We start from the raw sequence: 25,818 nt of genomic DNA, 5'->3' as shown, positions 1-25,818 counted from the left end.
GCGTGGGAAACGTTTTCCGAAAGCGCCTTCTACCGTAGGTCCGGCTGAAGACGCGGTCAATCGCCCGGACAGGCCGCCGGAAGATCGCCGGGGGGCGAACCGCGGCCCTCGCCCCGGGCGCGGGCGCCGCGACGGCACAGCCGCCGCTTCCCGAGGGCCGACCGCCCCGATGTCCACCGAACAGCCCTGTCACAGGCCCGTGCACCGGAATACCGGGCGCCGTTGTGGTGCTCTGGTGGTACCGGTGCAAGAGCGCGGCGAAGGGCTGGTGAGCAGATGACGGCAGACCGGACGGACCCCGTGACCGAGACCCGGGCGGATCCTGTGGTCGGCACGCCCTACGGCTCCGTACGGGGGCGGTACGAGCACGGCGTCGCGGTGTTCCGGGGCATCCCCTACGGGGCACCCCCGTTCGGGCCCCGCCGGTTCAGGCCACCCGTCCCGCCCGAGCCCTGGGACGGCGTCCGGGACGCGGGGGGCTTCGGGCCGACGCCGCCGAAACCGCCGTACTCCGAGGCCTTCGCCCAGTACCTGTCCGACCCGGTCGTGCCGGGCGACGACTGTCTCAATCTGAACGTCTGGACGCCCGAGCCCGGTCCCGGTGCCCGGCTGCCCGTCGTGGTGTGGCTGCACGGCGGGGCCCTGACCAGGGGTTCCTCGGCCACTCCGGTGTACGACGGGCGTCATTTCGCACGCGACGGAATCGTCTTCGTATCGATCAACTACCGGCTGGGGGTGGAGGGCTACGGGCTGTTCCCGGACGCGCCCGCCAACCCCGGCCTGCGCGACCAGCTCGCCGCGCTGGAGTGGGTCCACCGGTCCATCGGGGCCTTCGGCGGCGACCCCGGCCGGGTCACCCTGGCGGGGCAGTCCGCGGGGGCGATCAGCGTCGGCGCGCTCATTGCCGCCCCGCGGGCCCAGGGCCTGTTCCGGCGGGCCGTCCTGCAGAGCGGGCCTCCGGAGGCCTTCGAACGGGACAAGGTGCGGCGCATGGTGCGGCGCATGGCGACCCGGCTGAAGATCCCCGCCACCGCCGAGGCCTTCGCCGCCGTCGACCGCGACCTGCTGCTGCGCACTCAGTCCGACGTCGGCAGGCTCAGCAGCCCGGTGCTGGGCGGGCCCGCCTTCGGCCTGGTCGTCGACGGCGACCTCGTCCCGCGCGACCCGCTCGAAGCCCTGATCGACGGGGACGCCGCCCTCGGCACCGAGCTCCTCCTCGGCTGGACCCGCGACGAGTACCGGCTCTGGCTCGTCCCCGGCGGTCTTCTGGAACGCGTCGACCGGCTCGGCCCCGTCGCCCTCGCCGGCGCCATGGCCCGCTGCCGCTGCGGTCACGAGGTGCCCCGCGGCTACCGAGACCTGCACCCCGAGGCCGGCACCGCCGAGACCGTCGGCCAGATGGTCACCGACCATCTGCTGCGCAGACCCCTGCACCGGCTGGCCGACGCGCGCCCCGGGACGTCGTACGTGTACGAGTTCGCCTGGCCCTCGCTCCGACCGGGCCTCGGCGCCTGCCACGCCCTGGAACTCGGTTTCGTCTTCGGCACCGGTGACTCGCCCGAGTCCGAGAAGCTCGCCGGCGAGGGCGCTCCGCGGGACCTGGCCGACGCGATGCACGGGGCGTGGGTGCGGTTCGCACGGACGGGCGACCCGGGCTGGGAACCCTGGGACGCCACCCACCCGGTGCGGATCTTCGGCGGCCCCGACAGCACCGCGCACCCGGGCGGCGACGGTGCAAAAGACGAGAGCGCCGACGGCGGGCGTGCCGTGCGGGAGCCGTATACGGCGTACGGCCCGCGCGATGCCGCGATGGCCCTGTGGGCGCTCGCCGCCGACACCGAGCAGCCCCCGCACACCGCCGCGCTGCCGTCGGACACGGTGACCGGTGGGCGGGCTCCGCGCGGTACGGAACTCAGGTCGGCCGTGCGCCGTCTGCGACGGGCCGGGGGCGCCGGACGGCAGTGAGCCCCGCGGCACCGCCCGGGGCCGGCCACCGGGCGTCACGACCGGGCGGCCCCTGCCGACGGGCGCCTGGGTGTGCTGTCCGGGCAGGTGGGTGACGCCCGGCACGCCCTCCCCCAAGGGGACTCCGGGCGACACCGGGAAACCGCTTCGGACGGCACCGGCGCGATCCGGACCGTTCGCCCCGCCGTGCCCGGTGGTCGGCTACGCCGCCCCGAGCGTCCGTGCGATCGAGGCGACCGCTTCCGGTCCCACCCGGCAGCAGCCGCCGATCAGGCGGGCCCCCGACTCCCGCCAGCCCAGAACCTCGTCGGGGGAGAAGGTGGACCGGCCGTTCCACGCGCGGGCCTCGGCGTCCCAGGCCTCGCCGCTGTTCGGGTAGACGACGACCGGCTTGCCCGTGACCCGTACCGCGGTCGCCGCGGCCGCGGCCACGTCCTCGGGGGCGCAGCAGTTCACGCCGACCGCGATCACCTCGTCCGCGTCGGCGGCCAGGGCGAACGCCTCGTCCAGCGGCTGACCGGCCCTCGTCCGGTCACCCTCGACGGAGTACGACAGCCAGGCCGGTACTCCGAGTCCGCGCACCGCACGCAGCAGCGCCTCGGCCTCGTCGGCGTCGGGAACCGTTTCCAGGGCCAGGACATCGGGCGCGGCGGCGGCCAGCACCTCCAGGCGGGGCCGGTGGAAGCGCTCCAGTTCATCGACGCTCAGCCCGTACCGTCCCCGGTACTCGGAGCCGTCCGCCAGCATCGCCCCGTACGGCCCCACCGAGGCGGCGACCCAGAGGGGATGCGCGACCCCTTTGTCCCGGGCCTGCCGTGCCGCGTCCCGGGCCAGCCCCACGCTCAGCGCGAGCAGCCGGGCGGCCTCCTCGCGTTCGATGCCACGCTTCGCGAAGCCCTCGAAGGTGGCCTGGTAGCTGGAGGTGATCGCCACGTTCGCGCCCGCCTCGAAGTAGGCGAGATGCGCCTCGGTGATCGCCTCGGGCCGCTCGGCGAGCAGCCGTGCCGACCACAGCTCGTCGCTCAGATCGTGGCCGACGGACTCGAGCTGATTGGACATACCGCCGTCGAGGACGACGGTTTCGGTGGCGAGGGCCGCCGCGAGGGACATCTCCGCGAGGGGAGCAGGGGTGTCGCTGGTCATGTCACGACGCTAGTCGACCCCGGGCCGGACCGCCGTGATCGTCCACTCCGTGAGCGGAGTGCCCGTGATGTGGGACGGATCGTGCGCGGGCCGACGGGTGTCCGCACGGTGTGGGCTCGCGGGTGTCCGCACGGTGTGGGCTCGCGGGTGTCCGCACGGTGTGGGCTCGCGGGTCTCCGCACGGCGTGGGCCGGGGGCCCGGCGTCGACGTCGGGCCTCACCGCGCGGCGTGGCGGCCGCCGCCTCGTCCGGGTGCGGCCCGGCGGCGCAGGCTCATCGGCATGCCGAGCCCCGCGAGCAGGCCCGCGGCGAGCACGTACGGCCACCAGCCCATCCCGCCGCTCGCACCGCTGCCCGTGCTCCGCGTGCCGGCGGCGACCGCCCCGGATCGGTGCGAGGCCCGGGGGGACTGTGCGGAACGCGTCGGGTCGGCGGTGAGGACCACGTCGTTGCCGTCGCCGCCCCGGTAGCTGAGCCGGTAGACGGTGTCGGCGACCTGTATCCCGGCCCCCTCGCGCACTCCGTCGAAGGTGCCGGAGACCGAGCCGCGCCCCGAGTGGTCGAGGACGGTGACGGTCCGCTCCGGCCGCTGTCCCCCCGCCTTCGTGCCGAACGCCGACAGATCCAGTCCGCCGCTCAGCCGAACCTTCCCGCCCACCTTCAACGGGGTGTCCCGTGCGGCGAGTTGGCCTTGGTCGTCCTGGGTGTAGTCGCCGGTGACCGTGAGGCCTCCCGTGACCACGCCTTCGTTCGTCACCGCCCCCTTCACCGTGCCCGTGCCGCTGAGCGTGCTCGTCACCCGGAGTGCCGACGCGCCGGAGTCCAGCCGCGCCGTGGACGAAGTGAGCCGCAGCGCGCGGCTGTTGCTGAGGGTGGCCCCGTCGCGCAGCGCCAGGGTGCCCCGGTGGACCGTCGTCGTTCCGGTGTACGTGACCGCGGAGCCGGTGAGGGTCGTCGTGGCCGTGCCGGACTGGACGAACGCGCCGCTCCCGCCGATCCGCGACAGGGAGACCGGTGTCCTCGTGTTCCGCACGACCAGGGTCCCGTCGTTCACGATCCGCCGCCGCGCGGTCCCGGTGAGCAGGGAGCCGTCGCCGCCCGCGGCCCCCGACCCCAGCCGCAGCACCGCCCCCTGCTCCACGGTCGTCGAACCGTCGTAGTACTGGGCGGCCGCGAAGGTGACGTCGTTCCCCTTCGTGCCGGCGACGACGACGTCCCCTCCGCCGGGCGCGGCCAGCGTGTCGTGGTACGTGCCGCCGCCGATGGGGGCGCCCAGCGTCACCGGGCCGTCGTAGTCGAACGTGAGCGACGACCGCCGTCCGCCGCGCTCGTGCAGGTTGATGTAGACGGTGTCCTTCGTGCCCGGCATGAAGACGGCGTGGGTGGTGCCGTCGCCCCACCGGACGTCGGCACCCTCGATGTTGGTGCCGCGCTTGTTCGACCGATGGGCGATCGGACGCCAGTTGACACCGGGGTCGCTGAGCGAGGGGTGGGTGTCGCCGCCCCGGTCGCTGTAGCTGTACTGGCCGGTGAGGACGACCTTGCCGCCGGGCCGGGTGTGGACGTCGACGTCGCTGCCGTACTCCCGCTGGTAGAAGTTCTGGCGCAGGGTGACCGTCCGGCCGGGCGGGGTGTCGATGATCCACGAGCCCTGGTTGAGGATGGCGCGCGCGTGGGGCAGCGCCACCGGGTACTCGGGCCGGCCCACCGCCATCCCGGTGCCGTTGTCGATGACGCCCGAGAAGGGATGCGTCCCGGCCAGGTCGAGCGTGCCCCACATGCCGCGGGGCTGTGTGACGAGCCCGGAGCCGCTGATCGTGCCGAGGTTGAAGGTGCGGGTCAGTGACAGCCGCAGCGTGCCGTCGACGCGGATGTTCAGCTGGTTCAGCGCGTAGCCGGGGGTGTCGTACGGGAAGTGCCCGAGGAGACCGGTCGCGCCGCCGGTGCCGTACTGGAGGGTGGCCCCGTGCTCGACCGTGATCGCGGGCGGGTCGGGCTGGGCGACCGTCGTGTACGGGTGGTTCCCGCCCCGGGTGCGCACCACCTGGCGCTGCCGTGCCGCCGGCAGTGTGAAGTCGCTGTCGCGGGTGAGGACCAGGGTCCCGCCGCCGCGCACGGTGAGGCTTCCCCGGCCTCGGAAGACGCCGGTGTACGTGGTCGTACCGGAAGGCACGGCGACCACCGCGTCGCCCGTGAGGGTCACGTCCCGGTCGGCGAGCACGTCGGCGGTGATGTCCCGGGCGCCGGCGGCCACGGCCGGGGGAGCGGTGACCAGGAGGGCGGCGACGGCTGCGAGGGCGCCGGCGGCCGCTGCTGTGGTGGGGAGAGGGCTGCGCACGTATGGGAGACGGCCGCGGGCTCCGCCGATAACAGAAAATCGCCGCCCGGCCCGGATCCTCCACAGTGGGCCGCGATCCTCCAGAAAAGGCTTTCTATCAAGTCTCGTCAGACCCGTTGACCTGCTCGTAACACGCCCTTACCTTTTCGGCGTTCGTCATTCCCTCCGCCGTTCGCAGTCTCGAACGCCGTTCTCGCGAGAGGCAGCCGCGTGCACCCCAGCCCCCGGAACCCCCGACCTCGGCGCGCGCCCGTCGCCGACACCACGAAGGAGAGTGCGTGAGATGAGACGCGCGTACGCCACCCTGCTCGCCCTCTGCCTGGCGCTGTTCGGCGCCCTCGCCACCGCCGGCCCCGCCCGGGCGGCGGCCCAGACGGTCCCCAACGGGGTCCAGTTCACCGACACCTCGGGAAACGTCGTGCACGCGCACGGTGGCGGTGTCATCAAGGTCGGCAGCTACTACTACTGGTTCGGTGAGGACCGCAACGCGGACAACACCTTCCGCTCCGTGGACGCCTATCGCTCCACCGACCTCAAGACCTGGGAGTTCAGGAACCGCGTCCTGACCCAGTCCAGCGCCGCCGAGCTGGGCACGGCGTACATCGAACGGCCCAAGGTCATCTACAACGCCTCCACCGGCATGTTCGTGATGTGGATGCACAAGGAGAACGGGACCGACTACGGCGAGGCCCGTGCGGCCGTCGCCGTGTCCGACACCGTGGACGGCGCCTACACCTACCAGGGCAGCTTCCGCCCGCTGGGCCAGCACATGTCCCGCGACATCACGGCGTTCGTCGACACCGACGGAACCGGTTACATGGTCTCCGCCGCCAACGAGAACTACGACCTGCACATCTACCGGCTCACCGCCGACTACACGGCCGTCGACAGCCTGGTCGCCAACCCGTGGCCGGGCGGTCACCGCGAGGCGCCCGCACTCTTCAAGCGCAACGGCGTCTACTTCATGCTGACCTCGGGCGCGACCGGCTGGAACCCCAACCAGCAGCAGTACGCGACCGCCACCAGCCTGACCGGCCCCTGGACGGCGATGGCGAACGTCGGCGACTCGACGGCCTTCGGCTCCCAGACCGCGTACGTCCTTCCCGTGCAGGGGACGTCGGGCACGTCGTACCTCTACATGGGCGACCGCTGGGGCAACTCCTTCGCCGGGACCGTCAACGACTCGCGCTACGTCTGGCTGCCGCTGACCTTCCCGTCCTCTACCTCCCTGTCCCTTTCCTGGACTCCGGAGGTCACCGTCGACACGGCCGCGGGCACGGTGACCGGCACCGGCGCCACCTACAACACGCTCGTCGCCCGGCACTCCGCCAGGTGCGCCGACGTGACCAGCCAGTCGCTGTGGCAGGGCGCGCAGCTCAAGCAGTACGACTGCAACGGCGGCAACAACCAGAAGTACTGGTTCAAGTCCGTCGGCAGCGGCTACTACCAGCTTGTCGTCCGCAACAGCTCCCTGTGCGTGCAGGAGAACGCCGCCACGGTCACCCAGGAGAACTGTGACGCCACGGCCACCGCCCAGCAGTGGTCCCTCGTCACCACCGGAAGCTATGTGAACGTGAAGTCCCGCGCGAGCGCCGAATGCCTGGACGTGAACGGCGCGTCCACCGCCAACTCCGCCGCGATCATCACCTACATCTGCAACGGAGGAACCAACCAGCAGTGGACACGCGGTACATGACGTGACGTCAGGCGAGCAGGTCGATCGCGTCGATCGACGTGCCCGCGCTGAGGAAGGACGTCGTCCCCGAACCGCTCACCACGTCGATCTTCAGCACGTTGTACTGGCCGGTGTCCGTGAGCCACGCACTCGCCGGGATGCTGTAGGTGAAGGTGTGGTTGTTCCCCCGGTACGACCCGTTGGTCAGCGACCGGGTGCTCGGCTGGGTGGGCGGGGAGGGGATCGCCGACGTCCAGCTGTCGTTGACGACGACCTGCGGTCGTCCGTTGGCGTACGCCGTCGTCACACCGATGCGCAGGGTGTGCGCGGCGGCGGCCTGGGCCGCCGTCAGCCTGAAGTACACGAGCAGACCGCTGTTGACGTCCTTCCAGAGGTAGCAGGGGAAGGCGGACGTCTCCGTACCGCTGCCGATGACCACGTTCCCGGTCCAGGCGGCGGCCCGGACGTCCGACGGGTGCGCGTACGTCATCAGGTCGGCGTTCTTGAAGCCGTTCGGCGTACCGTTCCAGTCGTTGATCCGCCAGATCGCGCTCGCGTTGGAGGGGTCGTTGGAGGAGGGGATCGCGATCGAGTTGAGCGTGGTCGTCGCCCCGGCGGACACGGTCACCGAAGTGCTGTGGACCGCCAGCTCGCCCTTGTGGACGGTCAGGGTGTACGTCCCCGGCAGGATGCCGGTGACGGAGAAGTAGCCGTCCGAGGCGCGCGCCGAACCCCAGTACTGAGCGGCCGAGTTGGCGAGACCGACCGTGTACGGGTACGCCGTGTTCCGCCCGGTGATGCCCACGCCCGCCACCCGCCCGCGGCCGCCCGCGGCGACGTACCCGGAGATGCCCAGCGAGTCCGCCCAGGACGTGGTCAGGGTGCCCGGGAACAGCGACGAGGAGGGCGCGCCGCCGTCGGTGAAGGCGATGACGTACGGGCCCTGGAGGCCGAAGCGCTGCTCCTCGGTCTGGTTCTGGCCGTAGTAGAGGATCTCGTACAGGCCACCGCCGTCCGCGCTCTGGTGGCGCAGCAGGGAGCGGTAGAAGGGACCGCCCGACGCCTTCTCGTGGTTGCTGCGCACGATCCACAGGCCGACGCCGCCCGTCGTCCAGCCGAGGTAGTGGTAATCGGCCACGCGCAGCTTCGAGTAGTGCTTGGAGCGGGTCTGGCCGTCGGACTTCGCGAAGACGTCGGAAGCCTCGATGGTGGTCGGCGCGTAGGTGTACGAGTCGGGCTCGTCGTTGAGGAACAGGCCCGCCTTGACGCGGACGATGTAGCGGGTCGCCGAGACGGAGGCGTCGGCCTTGTTGGTCCACAGGTAGATGTTGTTCTCGCCGCTGCGGGCCGCGTAGTAGTGCTTGAGCGTGCCGTAGGTGACGGAGATCAGGATCGTCGAACCCGACTGGAGAATCGTCACCGTGGAGCTGCCGAGGCCGGACTCGATGTGCGAGTTCTTGCCGTCGTAGCCCTGGTATTCGGTGCCCCGGTAGACCAGCGAGGTCAGGTCGCCGTTGGTCTTGCTGACCTTGAAGACCAGGTTGGCACCGGTGTCGACGACGTAGTTCGAGCCGTCGTCGGAGTAGCCGAAGGCCGCGGCGGCCGCGGTGGGGGCGAGCGGGCCGGCGAGGGCCGCCGAGCCGGCGGCGGCCGCGGCGGTGAGCACGAAGGTGCGGCGTCGGACCGGGTGGCTGTCGGATCCGGACATGGGGGTGCCTCCTTCGGGAGGTGTGGGGTGTGCGGGTGTGGGAGAGAGTGACAGTTGAATCGATTTCGCGAAAGGGCTTTCGCCTGCTGGAGGTTGGCAATCTTGTGAAATCGGTTCAAGGTCTAGAAAGCGCTTGCCGGAGGCGGTACGGTCCAGCCGCCAGCACTGCCGATGTGACGGAGGAGCCGGAAGTGAGACGTTTCACCATCGCCGTTTCGGCGGCGCTGACCCTGACCGCCGTCCTCGCGGCCCTGCCCGCCACCGCCCAGGCGCACGGCGGCCCCGCGCCCCTCGGTATCGACAACTGCTCCGCGACCGCATGCCACTTCGACGTTCCGCCCGGCACCTACGACGTCAGGATCCTGCTCGGCGGCGACACCGCGTCGAGCACCGGCGTCACCGGCGAGACCCGGCGCGCCCTCCTCCCCGAGACCGCCGTCCCGGCCGGCGGACGCGCCGCCCGGAGCTTCACCGTCGACGTCCGCACCCCCGAGGGTGAACCGACGGGAGCCGAGGGGACCGCGGGCCTGGACCTGGTGTTCGGCGGATCGGCACCCGCGCTCGCCGGCATCAGGGTCACCCCCGCCCTCTCCCCCGCGCGAACCGGCTCACGCGGGGGGACCTCCGCCACCCGCCAGGTCTTCCTCGTCGGCGACTCCACGGTCTGCGACCAGCCCGGCGACCCGTACGCCGGCTGGGGCCAGGAGCTGCCGCAGTACTTGCGCAAGGGCGTCTCGGTCGCCAACTACGCGGATTCCGGCGAGAGTACGGTCACCTACCTGGGGAACCCGCTGCTCTGGGCCACCGTCCAGCCGCTGATCAGGCCCGGCGACCTGGTTCTGGTCCAGCTCGCCCACAACGACAAGACGACCGACGAGGTGACGTACCGGGCGAACCTGGAGACACTGGTGGCGGGCGTCCGGGCAAAGGGCGGGAAGCCGGTTCTCGTCACCCCGATCGTGCGCCGCTGGTTCAACGCCGACGGCACGCTCGACAACGGAACAGCGCTGCTGGTCAACGGACTTGGCGTCGACCATCCGGCGGTGATCCGCTCGGTCGCCGCCGCACAGGGCGTCCCGCTGATCGACCTCACCGCCAAGACCAAGGCACTGGTGGAGTCCCTGGGTGTGGAGGGTTCCAAGGCGTTGTACCTCTACAACGAGAAACGCGACAACACGCACACCTCCGTGCACGGTGCCACGGTCTTCGCCGGGCTTGTGCGTGACGAACTCGTCGCCCAGCATCTGGTGCCGAGAGGCGCGGTGCGGGTGGGATGAGCCCCTGGGGGCGCCCCGACCGGAACCGGGACGCCCCCAGGTCTTGACCCCTACGGGGTTTCGGGCCTCCCGGCCCCGACCCTCCCGCGAAGGAAGGAACCGCCGATGCGGCTGCCACCGCTTGACCGCGTTCTCAGCCCCCGCACCGGCTACACCCGTGCCCACTGGGAGACGGCCGCCGACGCCCTGCTGGCCGCGGTCGAGCCGTACGCCACCGAGGACAGCGCCCTCTACCACCTTCCGGGGACCCACGAGAGCTGGTCGGGCCACCTCTCCGACGGGCTGGAGGGGTACGCCCGCACCCTCCTGCTCGCCGCCTTCCGCCGGGACGAGACGGCACTGGGGCGGTACGCCGACGGCCTGGCGGCCGGCGTCTCGGGGGTCTGGCCCCGTATCGAGGACCGCGGCCAGCCTCTCGTCGAGGCCGCGTCGATCGCCCTCGCGCTGCGGCTGACCCGCCCGCTCCTGTGGGACCGTCTCGACGACGCCGTACGCCAGCGCGCGGCGGCCTGGCTCGGTGACGCGCTGACCGCGGAACCCTGGCCCTGCAACTGGGAGTTGTTCCCGGTCACGGTGGGCGGATTCCTGGAGTCGATCGGCCACGCGCCGAAAGCCTCGCGCGAGGCGATCGACCGCGGTCTGGAGCGCATCGAGCAGTGGTACGTCGGCGACGGCTGGTACAGCGACGGCGCGGGCCGCGCCTTCGACTACTACAACGGCTGGGCCATGCACCTGTACCCGGTCCTGCACGCCTGGCTGGCCGAGGACCGGGACCTGCTGGCGCTCTACGGAGGCCGCCTGCGCGCCCATCTCGGCGACTACGCACGCCTGTTCGGAGGCGACGGCGCCCCCCTGCACCAGGGCCGCTCGCTCACCTACCGCTTCGCCACCACCGCCCCCCTGTGGCTGGGCGCGCTCACCGGCCACACCCCACTGGGCCCCGGCGAGACCCGCCGCCTGGCCTCGGGAGCGCTGCGGTACTTCCTGGACCGGGGCGCCGTCGACGAGCACGGCCTGCTCACCCTCGGCTGGCACGGCCCCGACCCCTCCGTCCTCCAGGGCTACTCGGGGCCCGCCTCCCCCTACTGGGCGAGCAAGGGTTTCCTGGGCCTGCTCCTGCCGCCGGACCACGAGGTGTGGACGGCCGACGAGGAGCCCGGCCCGGCCGAACGGGAGGACGCGGCGACGTCGATCGCCGCCCCCAACTGGCTCCTCCAGTCCACGCGTTCGGACGGCCTGGTCCGCCTCCACAACCACGGCAGCGAGGACGTCCGCTACGACCCCCACTACACCCGGCTCGCGTACTCGACCCGGACGACGCCCTCGCCGTCGTACGACAACAGCGTGGTCGTCGGGGGAGACCCGAGTCGTACGGGTATCGAACCGCTCGGGGTGGGGGACGGCTGGGCGGCGTCGCGGCACACGGCGGGCGGCGGAGCGAGGGTGACCGGCGTCGTCCTCGTCCGCGGGGCGACGGAGGTGCGGATCCATCGCGTGACGGGGGCGGAGCCCGGGACCCCCGTACGGGTGACGGGGTGGGCGGCCGGGGAGGGCACGCGGTCGGAGCTCCTCCCCGTGCTCGGACTGGACCATTCGCTGACGGGACACACCACCGACGGCACCGGCGTCTTCGTCGCGCTCGCCCGGCTCACCGCGGAGCCGGAACCGGTCGCGGAACCCCTTGCGGAGACGGTGTCCGTACAGCCGGCGGGGCCGGACGAACTGCATGTCCGCTGGCGTGGCGGGCCCGGTGTGTCCGTCGCCATGACGGAGGAGTCCGTACAGGTCAGGAGCCTCGCCGCCCGGACGGACGGCTGACCGCGACGCACGTCGGGGCCACCGGTGCCGTACGTCGGCGGCCCGTGTCGTGGACGGACCGCCCCCCGCCATGCACCGCGGGGAGGGGGCCGCGCCGACCGGGGCCGGGGCCGTACCGGGCGGACGGGGACGGCGGGCGCAACGGCCGGTCAGGGCTTGAGACGGGCGATGCGCAGGGTCGTCGTGGTCGGTGACGTACCGGAGAGGGGCTTCGCGTACGTCGGGGTCACCGGTGCGTACGCCCACGTCAGGGTGCCGTCCTCGAGAACCGCGATGTCGCCGGTGATCCGGGTGCTCACCACCTTGTCCGCGCTCCGGAACGTGCCGTTCCAGTCGATGAGGCGGAGGTGGGTGCCCGTGAAGGTGCCGGTGCACGTGCCGTCGGCGCACTGGGCGTTCTTCAGGGACTCCCAGGAGACCAGGAGCCGGTCCTTGCCGTACGGGGCGAGGTGGACGTTGACGTTCTCGGTGCCCGCCGCGCCGGTGAGGTACACCGCCTTCCCGGGACCGGAGGAGCGGTTCTTCATGAAGGCCACGGCGACCTGGTGGGTGCCCGTCCCGGGCTTCACGGTCCAGCCGCGGCCGCTGGAGTCCTCCGGGTTCTTCCTGGCGGAGGCGGCGCCGCGCGAGGCGAAGGCGGTTGCGTAGCGTCCGGTGGAGGACTTCACGAGGTCCCCCGTGCGGCCGGGGAAGGTACCGCCGCAGTACCCCGCCCAGCACTGCTCGCGCTGTACGACGGGCGCGGTGTCCGGGGCGCCGATTCCGGTCGAGACGAACAGCCCCGAGCGCCAGTCGTCGAAGCAGAGGGAGGTGAAGGCACCCGAGGCCTCGGCGTGCAGGGCGATGCCCTCGTTGTGGCTGCACCCCCAGCTCCACCCGCCCCCGAGCTTCGCCCCCTTGGCGCTCAGGTACGTCAACTTGTCGCCGTAGTGCCCGTCGGCGAAGCCACCCGCGCCGTGCACGACGAAATACGCCCCGTACTTGGTGCCGTTCCAGGTGAGCTGGCCGTCCAGCAGCGGAGCGGTGTCGTTCGAGGCGGTGCCGGTGAGCTTGGTGCGGAACGTCTGCCTGCCGTTGGTGTAACGGACGATCGCGGCCGCCGTCTCCTTCCACTTGTTGGTGTCGCCGACCCGGGTCAGCAGCGCGAATCCGTCGTTGTGCGCGACCAGGCCACCGACCTCCTTCGCACCCTTGACGACGGTGTCCGCGCCCGAGCGCTTCCCCGCGGCGGTGAGCGGCGTGACATGCACCCCGTCCGCGGCGGGCCAGGCGACGCGCAGCCCGCCGTTCGGCGCGACCGCGGTCGTCGTCCGCGTCCACTCGCGCGTGTGGTTGTAACCGGCCGACAGATACGGGAACTTGGCGGTGAGAGCGACCGGCGTGCTGGTGGGTGCGAGGTTCGGGGTGGTGGCCGCCGCCCCGGCGGTGGCGTACCAGGCGCCGGCGAGCACCCCGAGGGCGGCGAGGGCGCCGATCGCGGGCTTGCGGGCCGCGCGGACACGGCGGTGGCGCGTCGTGCGTCGTGCAGATGTCATGGCCTGTGGTTGCCGCAGGTACGGAAAGGGTTGCCGTGCCGTTTCTCCGGGCGGACCGGGTGCGCGCCGGTGAATCTCCGTTGCCGCGACCGGAGGCGTACAGAAGAATCCGCGCATGACTTCTGCCATTCGTCACGTGACGGTCGACAGCTTCGACGCCTACGCCCTCGGCAGCTTCTGGGCCGAGGTCCTCGGTGAACCTCTCCATGACGACGACAAGCCCGGTGACCCGGAAGCGCTGATCGAGGGAGCGGGACTGCTCTTCGTGACCGTCCCGGAGGCCAAGAGCGTCAAGAACCGCGTTCACCTCGACATCCAGCCCCAGGACCGCACGCGCGACGAGGAGGTCGAGCGGCTGCTCGCCCTCGGCGCCACACTGGTCGACGACCAGCGCAGGCCGGACGGCAGGGGCTGGGCCGTCCTCGCGGACCCGGAGGGGAACGAGTTCTGCGTGGAGCGCAGCGCGGCGGAGAGGACGGACGCGGTCGGCTGAGCGGGTTCCGGCAGCGCCTACGGGACGGGCGGCGCCAGGCCCTCACGGTGGCCGGCGCTGCCGCGACGCCGACGGTTCGGCCGGCGCCGAACGAACGGGCCTCTAGCGTGCGGGCATGACGGCAAGGGTGAGCAAGTCGATCAAGTGTCGGCAGGGGGTCGGGGCGGACGCCGGAGCCCGGCCCGGAGCCCGGCCGGGCGGTGCGGCGCGGGGGAGCGCGGTCGTCCGGGTGCGAGGTGGCGGTGGTGCCGGACTGGAGCGTCGCGGGCAGCGGGAGGCAGGGTGTCCCTGACCTCTTTCACCGCACTCCACCGGGCCGGCGCACCGCTCCTGCTGCCCAACGCCTGGGACCACGCCTCCGCGCTCGCACTCGCGGGCCTGGGGTTCCGCGCGATCGGGACGACCAGTCTGGCCGTGGCCGCCGCGGCCGGTCTGCCCGACGGGACGTCGTCGACCCGTGACGAGACCCTCGGACTCGCCCTCCTCCTCGGCTCACGCCCCTTCCACCTGTCCGTGGACGCGGAGGACGGATTCAGCGAAGACCCGGACGAGGTGGGGGAGTTCGCACGCCAACTGGCCGCCGTGGGCGCGGTCGGCATCAACCTCGAGGACGGTTCCGGCCCGGCCGTCCGGCACACGGCGAAGATCGCGGCCGCAAGGGCGGCGGCACCGGGCCTCTTCATCAACGCCCGTACGGACATGTACTGGCCGGGCCCCGGAGGGGACTGCGCGGGGAGATTCGGCGAGACGCTCTCCCGGCTCGACGCGTACCAACAGGCGGGCGCTGACGGCGTGTTCGTTCCCGGCCTCACCGATCCCGCCACGATCGCCGGACTCGTCGATCACCTCGACGTCCCGCTCAACATTCTCTACACGCCGGCCGGCCCGACCGTCCCCCGGCTCGCCGAGCTCGGAGTGAGCCGCATCAGCCTCGGATCGCTGCTGTACCGACGGGCGCTCGGCGCGGCCCTGGAGACGGTCACCGAGATCCGCGAGGGCCGGACCCCGAAGGGCCGGACCCCGACGTACGAGGATGTCCAGGCGCTCGGCACAGGGGCGCGGCCCGAATGAGGCCCGGTGGCGCACCGCCCCCGCCCGGGCGGGCGCGTCAGTCCCCTTGAGCGCCCCCGCCGCGGGCCTCGCGGGGCCAGTGGGTCAGGGCCATGTGCAGGGCGTCGACGGCCTTGTCCCACGACCGCTGGACCTCCCGCGGCGCACCGAAGCCGCCGCCCGCCTCCAGCAGGCAGTACCCGTGGAAGGTGCTGCGCAGCAGACGGACGGCGTCGGTGAGGTCCGGTTCGTCGAGGCCGTAACCGCGGAGCATGCCGTAGGTGATCTCGGCGGTGCGGCGCATTTCGGGGGTGTCCGCCGCCAGGGACGGATCGATACGGATCTGCGTGGCCGCGTACCGCCCCGGGTGCCGCAGGGCGTACTCCCGGTACGCCCCGGCGAAGGCGGTCAGCGCGTCCCGGCCGGCGAGTCCGGCGACGGCCACCGCGATGCGGTCGATCATCTCGCCGCCGACGAACAGCGCGAGCCGGGTCCGCAGGTCCTGGAGGTTGCGTACATGCGAATAGAGACTCGCGTCCTTGACTCCGAACCGTCGGGCCAGCGCCGACACGGTGACCCCCTCGAAACCGACCTCGTCGGCCAGCTCGGCGGCGGCGGCGACGAGACGGTCGGTGGAGAGGCCGGCTCGGGGCATGGGTTCCGCCTTGCTTGCGCTTCTGCTGGGGCTCGGGCCTGCGGCTCGGGCCGGAGGGATCAGTGAGGATCCTAAGGCGCGGGCTGTTCGGCAGGCCACGTCGGGACCGAGCGGGCTGTGATCAGGTTCACATCAAATGGAGGGGTGATCCGGCAACTTGTGGATTCGCTGGGACGTCCCCTAGGGGAAGCAAGCCGAAGGCCGAAGAAAGGCGTTTCACGACCGTGGTCGGCAGAACCCCCGAAGAGCCCGGAGACGGCTCGTCCATTTCCGACGAGGCATTGCAGGCCTTCCTGCGCGACAGCGAATCGGGAGCCGCCGCGCCGAAGGAGCCCTCCGCACGCGCCCGCATGGTCACCGAGCGGCTGCGGCAGCAGGACGCCCGGGGCGAGACGCCCGCGGCGTGGCGGGCCACCCCGGACGCGGCGGCCCGCGGCCCCCGGCGCCGGAAGAAGATCTGGTCCGCCCTCGGGGTGGCCGCGGCGATCGCCGTGGTCGTCGTGGCGTTGAAGCCGTCGCTGCTGCCCGGCGACCCCCTCGGCCAGGGCGAGCCGGAGGCCTCCGCGTCCCCGCTCCCCGCGGAGACGGCCGCCCCGACCGGCGCGCCCGGCCAGGAGCCCGATCAGATCCCCACGCTCGACCGGCCGTTCGCCGGCTCCCCGGCCCTGCGCTGGGCCGACGGCGAGGCCGGGATCGTCGTGCCGGCCGCGAAGGCCGTCGGAGGCGCTTCGAAGGACCGGGTCGCGCAGGCGTTGCAGCTGACGTCGAAACTGCTGATCGGCGCGAACCTCGACCCGAAGACGCTGCGCGGGGAACGCCCCACCGCCGCGCTCTCGGTGCTCGACCCCAAGCAGCCGGGCCTTCTCGACGACATGAACACCTCGCTGCGGTCCCCGAGCGAGGGGGACGACCCGCTGAAGATGTTCAGCCGATTCGATCCCGACGAGATCAGGATCGTGGGCGATGTGGTCAAGACGCGTGGGCGGATGACGTTCGAGAAGGGCGAGTTCGCGGGTGTGAGGGTGCACGCCGACTACACCTTCGTCTATCCGGTCGCCCAGGCCGGCGGCTCCAACGAGGTGACCCGGACCATCGTGCGCCGCGTGCTCGACGTGGAACTGTCCGACCCCGCGCACTACAACATCACCGCCGGACGGCTGGTCGTCGTCAAGTACGACCAGGAGATCGGCAACTCCGCCTGCGAGGTCTACGACGGTTTCCTGCACCCGCACTTCAAGAGCGCCGACCCCACGGGACCGGAGCCGACCGGCCCGACGACGGACCCGTACGACCGCAGCACGGACCTCGGCCAGGACTCTTCCGAGGATTGCGGGATCGTGTCCCGCGTCTGACGGTCTCCCGCGTCCGACGGTGTCCCGCCCCGGGCCGGGGCGGGTTCCTGTCCCGGGCTCAGGCGATCGGCGCGTACAGCACGCCCAGCTTGTCCACCTCGTCACCCGAGCGGCCGGTGAAGCCGACGATCTGCCAGCCGGCGGGGGCCGTGAAGGTGGTGGTGTCCGTCGTCGCCGTTCCGGCGGTCAGGGTGCGGGACCTGTCGGTCGTGAAGGCCGCCGAGAAGATTCTCGTGTGACCGCTCTTCTGGCCCTGCGTCAGCTTCACGGACGTGAGGTGCTCGCCCGCCGCCAGGGTCAGCGAGGTGGCCGTGCCGCCCGTGCCGCCGTGGGTCAGCGTCGTACCGCCGTCGTGCGTCAGTGCCACCGCGTCCAGGCGGGCGCCGCCGCGCAGGGTCAGGGTGCGCGGTGCCGGGGTGGCGGGCAGGTCGTCCGCGTCGTTGAAGGCCGCGCTGTGCGGGCCGCCGAAGAAGTCGCTGGCCCGCAAGGAGGAGTTGAGGGTGTAGGAGAAGTCGACCGTGTGGGGGAAGTGGTCCGACAGGTTGCCGCCCGCGGAGTCCAGGAACGACGCCCACTCGTTGTTGTAGCGGTTCGCGGTCAGGGAGAGCAGCTTGCTGCCCCGGTAGAAGACCTTGTCGACCACTTCGCAGTCGTTCGGCGGTGCCGTCGTCGGGCACAGCAGCGCGTCCGCACCCTGGGCCGGCCGGGTACCGCCCTTCACCAGCTGCACCCAGGCGTCCGTCAGGCCGTTCTCGTCGGCGAGGGTGCGGATGTTGTCGCCGCTGCGGGTGTAGCGCGTGTTGGTGTCGCCCATCACGAGGACCGCGTTGCCCGACGAGTTGGCCTGGATGAAGTCCGACAGCTGGTCGATGTTGGCGCGGCGGGCGGCCAGCGCGTCGGCGGAGTCGTCGGCGTTGGTGTGCACGTTGTAGAGGTCGATGAAGACCCCCTCGGCCAGGCGCACCCGGGCCAGTGTGAAGCCCTTCGGGGTCAGGCAGTTGGTGCCGGTGCAGTCGTTCCAGCGCACCCGCTCGAAGTCCTCGAAGGGGTGATCGGAGAGGGTGTTGAGGCCGTCGCCGATGCCCGCGCCGCCACTGGTCGCCGTCCGGTAGGCGTGGTTGTCGCCCGCGTACAGCGCCGCGTGGTAGTTGAAGTCCTCCTGGACGTTGACGATGTCGTACGCCGCCAACCGCGGTGAGATCAGCGGGGTGTTGGTCGCCGGATGGCCGGAGCTGAGGCCCTCGGGCAGGCCCGCGACGTTGTACGTCAGGACGTTGAAGGTGCCCGAGGCGGCGGCGTCGGAGGCGGCCTGGGCGGGGGCCGCCGCGGTCGCGGTGAGGCCCGTCAGGGCCAGGACGCCGGCCGCCAGGGTGCCGATGAGTCGTCTCATGTGGGGGTGTCTCCGGTCGGGGGAGCGGCGAGGGAGATGAACATTGCTCAGATTGGAGCCGTCCGGAGTGACGCACAAGGGTTGTTGAGGAAACAGTGGGTGCCGCGCGGGAAATCGCTTACTGGGATGCGCCCGTCCCGTCCCGCTTGCTCTGCTTGTTCCGATTGCGCTCCCGGCGCGCACCGCGCGGGCGGTACGGAGGCTCCAGATCGCCGATCGCCCGTACATGTTCCGGATTCCCCGGGGCGCGGCTTCCCGCGCACCGCCACACCGGCCTGCCGTCGTCCAGGCCCGGATGCATCCCGAGCCGGTGATCGGGGCAGACGGGCCACACCTGCCACAGGCACTCCAGCACCGTCTCCTGGGCCGCCTCCGCCACGTCGACGAGCGCGCCGGCCGGCGTGCCGTCCGGTGTGCTGTCCGGGTGTTCGTGCAGGTCGTCGCCGTGCCAGCGGCCGTCGGGCAGGGCGACGTACACCTGCTCGGGCGGCTGCCCGGCGTCGGTCGGCTCCGTCGGCCGGTGCGGCAGTGCCAGCAGGCGCAGCGGGCCGTGCTCCGGCAGGAGGGTGGCCAGGTCACGGTTGACGAGGGCGAGCGCGGCGTCCCACGCCGGGTACTCGCCGGGGCGGACCTCGCGGGGGCGGTCCGGGGGAAAGAAGTCGTGCATGCGGGTCATCGTGGGCCATGCGGGCTCTCGGCCGCACCTGTGTATCTCCGGGGATCGGTTCCCGCCGGCAGGCGCGGGACCGATCTCCGCGTGGCCTGTGGAACGCTTGCCCGGCGGCTCCGCGAAAGCGCTTCCTGTATGAGGGGGATGTGCATGCCGCGCGGGGGGACCCGCGACCCGGCCCCAACACCGGCCGGACATGCGACAGTTGACTCCGACGGCACTCTGAGAGGACACTCTCACGTCATGGATTCGGGCAATCGATTCGGTGACGTCGAGGTCACCGATCCCAAGGCCATGCGGGCGCTGGCCCACCCGGTGCGGCTCGCCGTCCTCGAACGGCTCCAGCGGCACGGGCCCGCCACCGCCACCCAGCTCTCCCCGCACGTCGGCGCGACCCCCTCCGTGACCAGCTGGCACCTGCGCCACCTCGCCGGATTCGGGCTGGTGCGGGACGCGGAGGGCGGCACGGACCGACGGGAACGCCGATGGGAGGCGGCGGCGCGCGGCTTTCGGTTCGAGGTGCCGCCCGACGACGACGGCCGGTCGGCGGCGCGCGTGCTGACCGGCGAGATGTTCGCGCGGACCGCCGAACTGCCGCTGCGCTGGCTGACCGACACGGAACCCGGACTCGAGGCGGAGTGGGTCGCGCTCGCGGGCGGGCTGAACACCCGGATCGTCGTGTCCGCCGAAGAACTCGCCGGGCTCCGGGACGCGGTCGAGGCACTGCTCGCACCGTACGTGCGCCGGGAGGCCGAGTGCCGGCCGCCCGGCAGCCGAGGGGTGCGCGTCATGACGTACGCGCTTCCCGAGGGCCCGGGCGGTGGCGAGCCGGAGTGACGGCCGCGACCGCGTCCCTGTGGCACGACCGCCGCTTCCTGCGTTTCTGGGCGGGGCAGACCGTTTCCCAGTTCGGGGACCGGATCTCCGATCTCGCGCTGCCGCTGGTCGCGGTGGCGGCGCTCGACGCGTCCGCCGGGGAGGTCGCCCGGCTGACCGCGCTCGTCTGGACACCGAACCTGCTCGCGCTGCTCCTGGGCGCCTGGGTCGACCGCCACCGTGCCAAGCGGGTCCTCATGGTGTACGCCGACCTGCTCCGCGCGGCACTGCTGCTCACCCTGCCCGTCGCGTACGCCCTGGGCGCCCTCACCCTGTTCCACCTGTACGCCGTCGCCCTGCTGACGGGTACGGCGGCCGTCGTCTTCAACACCGCCTACTCGGCTGTCTTCGCCCACCTCGTGCCGCCCGCGTCGTACCTGGACGCCAACAGCAAGCTGAGCGTGACCCGGTCGGCCTCGTTCGTGGTCGGGCCGGCGGCCGGCGGCGGACTCGTCCAGGCGCTGACGGCTCCCGTCGCCGTCGTCGCCGACGCGTTGTCGTTCGTGGCGTCGGCGTACCTCGTCGGCCTGCCGCGCATCGACGAACCGGCCCCCGCCGCCGACCGGTCGGGACCCTCCCTGCCGCGCCAGGCCCGGGAGGGGCTGGTGTTCGTCGTCCGTGACCCGGTGCTGCGGGCCAGCCTGGGCTGCTCCGCCACCGTCAACTTCTTCACGTTCCTCACGGGCACCGGACTGCTCGTGCTCTTCGCCGAACGAGACCTTCGACTCCAGCCCGGTGTCATCGGGTTGGCCTTCGGGATCGGATCGACGGGGGCGTTGCTCGGCGCGGTGACGGCGCCCGCGATCTCCCGGTGGACCGGCATCGGCCGCAGCGTGGCCGTCGGCGCCGTGCTCTTCCCGGCCCCCTACGCGCTGGCCGCCTTCGCCGACGGGCCGGCCTGGGCGCGTGCGGGCACGCTCGCCGCGACTCAGTTCCTCGCCGGGTTCGGGGTGATGCTGTTCGACGTCAACCTCAACTCCCTCGACACGGCTGCCGCTCCGGACGGACTGCGCAGCCGGGTCGCCGGCGCCTACAGCACCGTCAACTACGGCATCCGCCCCTTGGGCGCGCTGGCCGGCGGTGGCCTCGCCACGGTCGCCGGGCTGCGGACGACACTGATCGTGACCGCGGTCGGGGGTGCGCTGTCGGTGCTGTGGCTGCTGCCGTCGCCGATCCCCGGGATCAGATCCCTCGACGAGCTGAAGCGGGCGGCACCCGAGGGGACGCCGCCCGTCGCGTGCGAGGCGGAGCGCGCCCCGGGCCCGGATTGACCCCGCTCGACAGGCCGGCGCACGCGAGCTGCGCCGCACACCTCGCGTCGTACGGCGGGGCCGTCCCGGATCCGCTACGGGGTGATCGACCCGTGTGCCGCCGCCGGCGGACTTATGGTTGCCGGGGACTTCGAGGGGGGACGGTCGCGTGGCCGACGAGACACGGAGCGACCGATACCGGGAGGCCGGCGTCGCCGCCGACCGCCGTGCGCCTCTCTGGCGGCAGCGGGACTTCGGGATCTTCTGGGCCGCACAGACCCTCTCCGTCCTCGGCGACTCCTTCGCCCTGATCGCGTTGCCCCTGCTTCTTCTCCAGGCCACCGGGTCGCTCGCCGCGATGGGCCTGCTGACGGCTGTCGGCGGAGCGGCCTCGGTCGTGGCGGCCGTGTTCGCCGGGCCGGTGGTGGACCGGGTCGACCGGCGGCGCCTGCTCATCTGCTGCGACCTGGTCCGCATGGTGCTGTACGGGCTCGTGCCGCTGGTGTGGTGGGCCGGGCCGCGCATCTGGCTGCTCTACACCGTGCTGCCCCTGTGCGAGGCGGTCGGCATGCTGTTCGCGGTCGGCTACGTGACCGTTGTCCGCGGTCTGGTCGGCACCGGCCGGCTCACCGAGGCCAACGGCCGTCTCAACGCCACCGCCGCAGCCGCCGGCGTCCTCGGACCACTGTGCGCCGGCCTGCTCGCCGCCTGGACCGGCCCGGCCGCCGCGGTCGGGGTCGACGCCGCCAGTTTCGGCGTCTCCGCGGTCTGCCTGGCCGCCGTACGGCTGCGGCGGCCGCCGGACGACGAGCCCGGGGTGCGGTGGCGCACAGAGGGTTCCGGGAAGCGGGCACCGCATCCGCAACCCCCACCCCGGCCGGCCCCCACCCGCCCCGGACTCCGGCAGGACCTGCGCACCGGTGTGACGTTCCTGTACGGGCATCCGGTGCTGCGCGCGCTGACCGCCCTGCTGTTCGTCTTCAGCTTCCTCACCCTCGGCCTGAACGACCTCGTCATCTATCACCTCAAGCACGACCTGGGGCAGGACGACGGCACGGTCGGCGCCGTCATGGCGTGCGGGGCGCTCGGCACCGTCGCCGGGTCGCTGCTCGTGGCCGGGCTGCGCCGCCGGCTGGGCTTCGGACGGACCTGGACGGCGGCGGTCGCGGTGAGCGGGGCCGCTGTCGCTGGACTGGGCTGGGCGCGGGACATTCCCGTGGTCGGGGTGCTCGCCGCGCTCTTCCTGGCGTGTGTGGCCGTCGCCGGCACCTGTTCCATGTCGCTGCGGCAGGAGGTCACCCCGGAGGCTCTGCTGGGCCGGGTCACCGCCGCCTTCTGGACGCTCCAGTACGCGGCTGCCCCGGTCGGTGCGGCGGTGCTGACCTGGGCGGCGGACCGGCACGGGACCACGCCGGTGGCGCTCGCCGCGGGCGGCTGCTGTGTGCTGGTCGCGGGGGCGGCGCTGGTGACACCCGTTCGTGGGGCGGGGCGGCGGTAGGGGGTTCCCTTCCCGATGTCGCCCGGGCGGCCGGACGAAGATCCGCTACGCCGCCGCGGTGCGGGTCCCTCCCGATCGCCCGGTGCGGGTCCCTCCGGATCTCTCGGTGCGGATCCTTCCGGCTCCGCCCCGATCCAAGCCGACCCGCCCCGATCCAAGCCGACCCGCCCCGATCCACCCCACCCGGGCGTCGCCACCCGCCCGGTTCACGCCCCGGGGCGTCGCCCCGGCAGGGCCATCGCCGGTACCAGGGCCAGGGCCAGCAGTCCCGCGGCGATCAGGTACGCGATCCGGAAGCCGGACGGGTCCGTTCCCGCCGAGCCCAGGACGACGGAGATCAGCGCGGTGCCCACCGACGCGCACACCTGGGAGTTGATGCCCAGCGCGGTGCTCGCCGCGGCCAGCCGGTCCTTGGGGAGGTCGCGGCTCGCGGTCGTCATCGTCGGCATGAGCACCAGCCCGGAGCCGATGCCCATGAGCACGGTCGAGGAGAGGGGCTGCCAGGCCGGGACGTGCTGCGTGCCGATGCTCAGCCCCGTCAGGGCCATGCCGAGGGCGCCGATCACGATGCCGGCTCGGATCAGCCGGTGCGGCGGAACCTTGTCGACGCGGCGTGCCGCCCACTGCATCGTCGTTCCGACGGCCAGCCCGACCGGGACGCCGAGCAGGCCCGTCGAGGTCGCGCTCCAGCCCCGCACTTCCTGCCAGTACACCGGCCCCAGGAGCATCGAGCCGAAGTAGCCGCAGGTGAACAGGGCGAGGACGCCGATGCCCACCGCGAACGTACGGTCGGTCAACAGCCTGATGTCCAGGAGAGGATGACGAGTCGTCAGTGCGCGCCACACGAACGCGGCGATCAGTGCCGCTCCCGCGAGGGTCGGCAGGAGGGCGCCCGGCGCCGTGAAGTCGCCGCGCTCGCCGCCTCGCGCCAGCCCGAACAGCAGCAGGGCGAGGCCGGGGGAGAGGGCCAGGAGGCCCGGCACGTCCAGCCTGGGCGCCGGAACCCCCTTCCGGGGTGCGTCGGGCAGGAGGAGCCTGGCCGCGAGTGTCAGTGCCAGGACGCCGACGGGCAGGTTGACCAGGAAGATCCAGCGCCAGGACGTCGCGTCCAGCAGCCAGCCGCCGAGCACCGGGCCGGCCACCGGGCCGACCAGGACCGGCAGGCCGAGCAGCGCCATCGTGCGGCCGTAGCGCTCGCGGTCCGCGACGGCCATGGTCATCGCCATGCCGACGGGCATCAGCAGCCCGCCGCCGAGGCCCTGCACCGCACGGAACGCGATCAGGGTGCCCGTGTTCCAGGCGCAGGCCGCGAGGAGCGACCCGAGGGTGAAGAGCGCGAGCGCGGTCAGATAGGCGCGCCGGGTGCCGAAGCGGCCCATCGCCCACGCGGCCGTCGGGATGACGGCGGCCAGCGCCAGCGTGTACGCGGTGGCCGTCCACTGGATCGTCTCCAGCGGCGCGTGGAACGACTCCGACAGGCTGCGCAGCGCGACGTTGACGATCGTCATGTCGAGCACCGACATCACCGAGCCGATGATGACGACCGCGAGGGTGCGGTTCAGCAGCGTTTCGGCGGACGGCTGCTGTGCCGGGGAGCCTACCGACTGTGCGGTGGCCATGTCCCCGCCCCCTCAGCCCTGGTAGGGAAGGGTCGCGCGGGCCGACCGCAACGCCGATGCCCACCAGGCGAGTTGACCGAGCATGCCCTTGGCGGCGCCTTCGCTCACGGCCGTGTCCCGCGGGGTGCCGTCCTCGCCGAGCCCGGACCACGGGCCGTGCAGGCTCACCGCGTCGCGTACGGTCATGGCGTGCAACTCGGCGAACACCAGCCGGAGTTGCTCCACCGCGCGGACGCCGCCCGCGAGACCCCCGTAGGAGACGAAGCCGACCGGCTTGGCCTGCCACTGCGGGCCGTGCCAGTCGATGAAGTTCTTCAGAACGGCCGGGAAGCTGTGGTTGTACTCGGGCGTGACGACGACGAACGCGTCGGCGGCGGCCAGGCGTGCGGACGAGTCCGCGAGCGCGCCCGCGGTCGCCGGGCTCGGGGTGCCGCCCCAGCCCGGCATGACCAGGGGCAGGTCGATGTCCGCGAGGTCGATGACGTCCAGGTCCAGGTTCGTGTGGCCGGTGGCGGTGCGCAGGAACCAGTCGGCCACGGCGCGGCCCTGGCGGCCCTCACGGACGCTGCCGACGACGACGGCTACCCGTAGGGCGGTGGTGCGGTCGGTGGTGGGCATGGGTGGTCCCCCTGTTTCTCCCGGTGGCCCCGTCAAGGGCGGGACGGCCGCGTCGTGCGGCCTCACGTTCGGTAAACTACAACGGGCGTTGTAAAAAGTACAACGCCCGTTGTAACTGACCTCCGGGTGCCTGCGTCGTCAGGCCCCCGGGCGCGTGAGGAGTCGGCGTGGGCGGTACCAACGACGCATGGATGGCTGCGGCGCGGGAGCAGTACTCGCCCCGCAAACTGGAGAAGTGGGTCGCCATGGCCGGTGCGGCCTGCACCGTCTTCGGCCGCGAGGGCTATGCGCGTGCCTCCGTCGACGCGCTCGCCGCCGAGGCCGGCGTGTCCACCCGCACGCTCTACAACCACTTCCCCGGCGGAAAGGCCCAGCTCTTCCGTACGGTGGTCACCTGGACGTCAGGCGAGGTGAAGGACGCCCAACTGGGCCTGATCAAGGCGGCGTTGGATCCGGAGCGTCCACCGCGCCCGGAGGACCTGGAGCGGGACCTGGTCCTGCTGGCCCGGGGTTTCGTCGGCCTCATGGAGGAGTATCCGAACCACTTCGCCCTGGTCCGCCACATCCATGCCGAGGCCGACCATGTGCCGCCGGAGGTGCTCCGGGCCTGGCGGGACGCGGGCCCGGGGCCGGTCGGCCAGGCCCTCGCCGAAGCGCTGGAGAGCCTGGCCGCGGCCGGCCTGCTCGACCTGCACGGCGACCCGGCCCTCTGCGCCACCCACTTCACGGCCCTGATCTCCCACACGGCCACCCAGCAGTCCCACTACGGGGTGCTGCCCCTGCCGAAGGAGGAGACCGAGCGCCTCGTCACCGGCGGAGTGGCCGCGTTCCTCCGCGCCTATCGGGCCCGCCCGGCCGGGTGACGGCCTGGAAGGAACACGGCCCGAA

General features: G+C 72.5%; 20 protein-coding genes. 11 read left to right on the top strand and 9 right to left on the bottom strand.

All coding sequences use genetic code 11. The features are described from left to right. Window positions 1-276: 276 nt before the first annotated feature. Window positions 277-1,965, top strand: a complete 1,689-nt coding sequence (locus IE275_RS36975; RefSeq protein ID WP_189717040.1) for a carboxylesterase/lipase family protein — start codon at window positions 277-279, stop codon at window positions 1,963-1,965. A gap of 201 nt (window positions 1,966-2,166) precedes the next feature. Here the strand turns inward: IE275_RS36975 and mmuM are convergent, their stop codons facing one another. After that, window positions 2,167-3,108, bottom strand: coding sequence for a homocysteine S-methyltransferase (gene mmuM, locus IE275_RS36970; RefSeq protein ID WP_189717039.1), 942 nt, complete (start codon window positions 3,106-3,108; stop codon window positions 2,167-2,169). A 217-nt stretch (window positions 3,109-3,325) separates the two neighbouring features. Further along, window positions 3,326-5,446 carry an autotransporter gene (locus tag IE275_RS36965; protein WP_189717038.1) on the bottom strand — a complete coding sequence of 707 codons (2,121 nt, stop codon included), beginning with the start codon at window positions 5,444-5,446 and terminating at the stop codon, window positions 3,326-3,328. A gap of 283 nt (window positions 5,447-5,729) precedes the next feature. On the opposite strand from IE275_RS36965, the gene IE275_RS36960 reads away from it, so the two are divergent. Beyond that, window positions 5,730-7,142 carry an RICIN domain-containing protein gene (locus IE275_RS36960; RefSeq protein WP_189717037.1) on the top strand — a complete coding sequence of 471 codons (1,413 nt, stop codon included), beginning with the start codon at window positions 5,730-5,732 and terminating at the stop codon, window positions 7,140-7,142. 7 nt (window positions 7,143-7,149) lie between these two features. Here the strand turns inward: IE275_RS36960 and IE275_RS36955 are convergent, their stop codons facing one another. Then, window positions 7,150-8,829 carry a rhamnogalacturonan lyase B N-terminal domain-containing protein gene (locus tag IE275_RS36955; protein WP_189717036.1) on the bottom strand — a complete coding sequence of 560 codons (1,680 nt, stop codon included), beginning with the start codon at window positions 8,827-8,829 and terminating at the stop codon, window positions 7,150-7,152. Window positions 8,830-9,020: 191 nt separating this feature from the next. On the opposite strand from IE275_RS36955, the gene IE275_RS36950 reads away from it, so the two are divergent. Together IE275_RS36950 and IE275_RS36945 are read left to right on the top strand one after the other, a co-directional pair. After that, complete coding sequence (locus IE275_RS36950) at window positions 9,021-10,106, top strand: rhamnogalacturonan acetylesterase (protein ID WP_189717035.1); 1,086 nt, start codon at window positions 9,021-9,023, stop codon at window positions 10,104-10,106. 105 nt (window positions 10,107-10,211) lie between these two features. Next, complete coding sequence (locus IE275_RS36945) at window positions 10,212-11,924, top strand: DUF2264 domain-containing protein (RefSeq protein ID WP_189717034.1); 1,713 nt, start codon at window positions 10,212-10,214, stop codon at window positions 11,922-11,924. Window positions 11,925-12,073: 149 nt separating this feature from the next. Here the strand turns inward: IE275_RS36945 and IE275_RS36940 are convergent, their stop codons facing one another. Next, window positions 12,074-13,459, bottom strand: coding sequence for a hypothetical protein (locus tag IE275_RS36940; RefSeq protein ID WP_189717033.1), 1,386 nt, complete (start codon window positions 13,457-13,459; stop codon window positions 12,074-12,076). Between the two features lie 115 nt (window positions 13,460-13,574). Here IE275_RS36940 and IE275_RS36935 point away from each other — a divergent pair, with 115 nt between their 5' ends. Then, on the top strand, window positions 13,575-13,952 hold the full coding sequence (locus IE275_RS36935; protein WP_189717032.1) for a VOC family protein: 378 nt from the start codon (window positions 13,575-13,577) through the stop codon (window positions 13,950-13,952). A 288-nt stretch (window positions 13,953-14,240) separates the two neighbouring features. Further along, on the top strand, window positions 14,241-15,023 hold the full coding sequence (locus IE275_RS36930) for an isocitrate lyase/PEP mutase family protein (RefSeq protein ID WP_373299364.1): 783 nt from the start codon (window positions 14,241-14,243) through the stop codon (window positions 15,021-15,023). A 37-nt stretch (window positions 15,024-15,060) separates the two neighbouring features. Here IE275_RS36930 and IE275_RS36925 read toward each other — a convergent pair whose 3' ends face one another. Further along, entirely contained in the window at window positions 15,061-15,657 is a 597-nt protein-coding gene (locus IE275_RS36925; RefSeq protein ID WP_189717030.1) for a TetR/AcrR family transcriptional regulator, read from the bottom strand. A 224-nt stretch (window positions 15,658-15,881) separates the two neighbouring features. Between IE275_RS36925 and IE275_RS36920 the strand changes: the two genes are divergently transcribed. Continuing rightward, the gene (locus IE275_RS36920) at window positions 15,882-17,009 is read left to right on the top strand and encodes a hypothetical protein (protein WP_189717029.1); all 1,128 of its coding nucleotides are present in this window, start codon (window positions 15,882-15,884) and stop codon (window positions 17,007-17,009) included. A 58-nt stretch (window positions 17,010-17,067) separates the two neighbouring features. Here IE275_RS36920 and IE275_RS36915 read toward each other — a convergent pair whose 3' ends face one another. Together IE275_RS36915 and IE275_RS36910 are read right to left on the bottom strand one after the other, a co-directional pair. Next, window positions 17,068-18,399, bottom strand: a complete 1,332-nt coding sequence (locus IE275_RS36915; RefSeq protein WP_189717028.1) for a jacalin-like lectin — start codon at window positions 18,397-18,399, stop codon at window positions 17,068-17,070. Window positions 18,400-18,517: 118 nt separating this feature from the next. Then, on the bottom strand, window positions 18,518-19,066 hold the full coding sequence (locus tag IE275_RS36910; RefSeq protein WP_229870993.1) for a hypothetical protein: 549 nt from the start codon (window positions 19,064-19,066) through the stop codon (window positions 18,518-18,520). A gap of 246 nt (window positions 19,067-19,312) precedes the next feature. On the opposite strand from IE275_RS36910, the gene IE275_RS36905 reads away from it, so the two are divergent. The 3 genes from IE275_RS36905 (at window position 19,313) to IE275_RS36895 (ending at window position 22,693) form a co-directional block, all read left to right on the top strand. Then, window positions 19,313-19,906: an ArsR/SmtB family transcription factor gene (locus tag IE275_RS36905; RefSeq protein ID WP_189717027.1), complete on the top strand. Its 594-nt coding sequence runs from the start codon at window positions 19,313-19,315 to the stop codon at window positions 19,904-19,906. Beyond that, the gene (locus tag IE275_RS36900; protein ID WP_189717026.1) at window positions 19,903-21,216 is read left to right on the top strand and encodes an MFS transporter; all 1,314 of its coding nucleotides are present in this window, start codon (window positions 19,903-19,905) and stop codon (window positions 21,214-21,216) included. The genes IE275_RS36905 and IE275_RS36900 overlap by 4 nt, the downstream gene beginning before the upstream one ends. Window positions 21,217-21,364: 148 nt before the next feature. Then, window positions 21,365-22,693: an MFS transporter gene (locus tag IE275_RS36895; RefSeq protein ID WP_189717025.1), complete on the top strand. Its 1,329-nt coding sequence runs from the start codon at window positions 21,365-21,367 to the stop codon at window positions 22,691-22,693. Window positions 22,694-22,899: 206 nt separating this feature from the next. Here the strand turns inward: IE275_RS36895 and IE275_RS36890 are convergent, their stop codons facing one another. Both IE275_RS36890 and IE275_RS36885 read right to left on the bottom strand, forming a co-directional pair. Then, the gene (locus IE275_RS36890) at window positions 22,900-24,312 is read right to left on the bottom strand and encodes a DHA2 family efflux MFS transporter permease subunit (RefSeq protein ID WP_189717024.1); all 1,413 of its coding nucleotides are present in this window, start codon (window positions 24,310-24,312) and stop codon (window positions 22,900-22,902) included. 12 nt (window positions 24,313-24,324) lie between these two features. Further along, entirely contained in the window at window positions 24,325-24,930 is a 606-nt protein-coding gene (locus IE275_RS36885; RefSeq protein ID WP_189717023.1) for an NADPH-dependent FMN reductase, read from the bottom strand. A 167-nt stretch (window positions 24,931-25,097) separates the two neighbouring features. Between IE275_RS36885 and IE275_RS36880 the strand changes: the two genes are divergently transcribed. Continuing rightward, entirely contained in the window at window positions 25,098-25,793 is a 696-nt protein-coding gene (locus IE275_RS36880) for a TetR/AcrR family transcriptional regulator (RefSeq protein WP_189717022.1), read from the top strand. The last annotated feature ends 25 nt before the right edge of the window (window positions 25,794-25,818 follow it).

The sequence above is a fragment of the Streptomyces phaeofaciens genome, from assembly GCF_014648915.1.
GTDB classification, from domain to species: domain Bacteria; phylum Actinomycetota; class Actinomycetes; order Streptomycetales; family Streptomycetaceae; genus Streptomyces; species Streptomyces phaeofaciens.
Note: the sequence above shows the minus strand (reverse complement) of the source record. Positions and strands in the feature narration are given on the sequence as shown.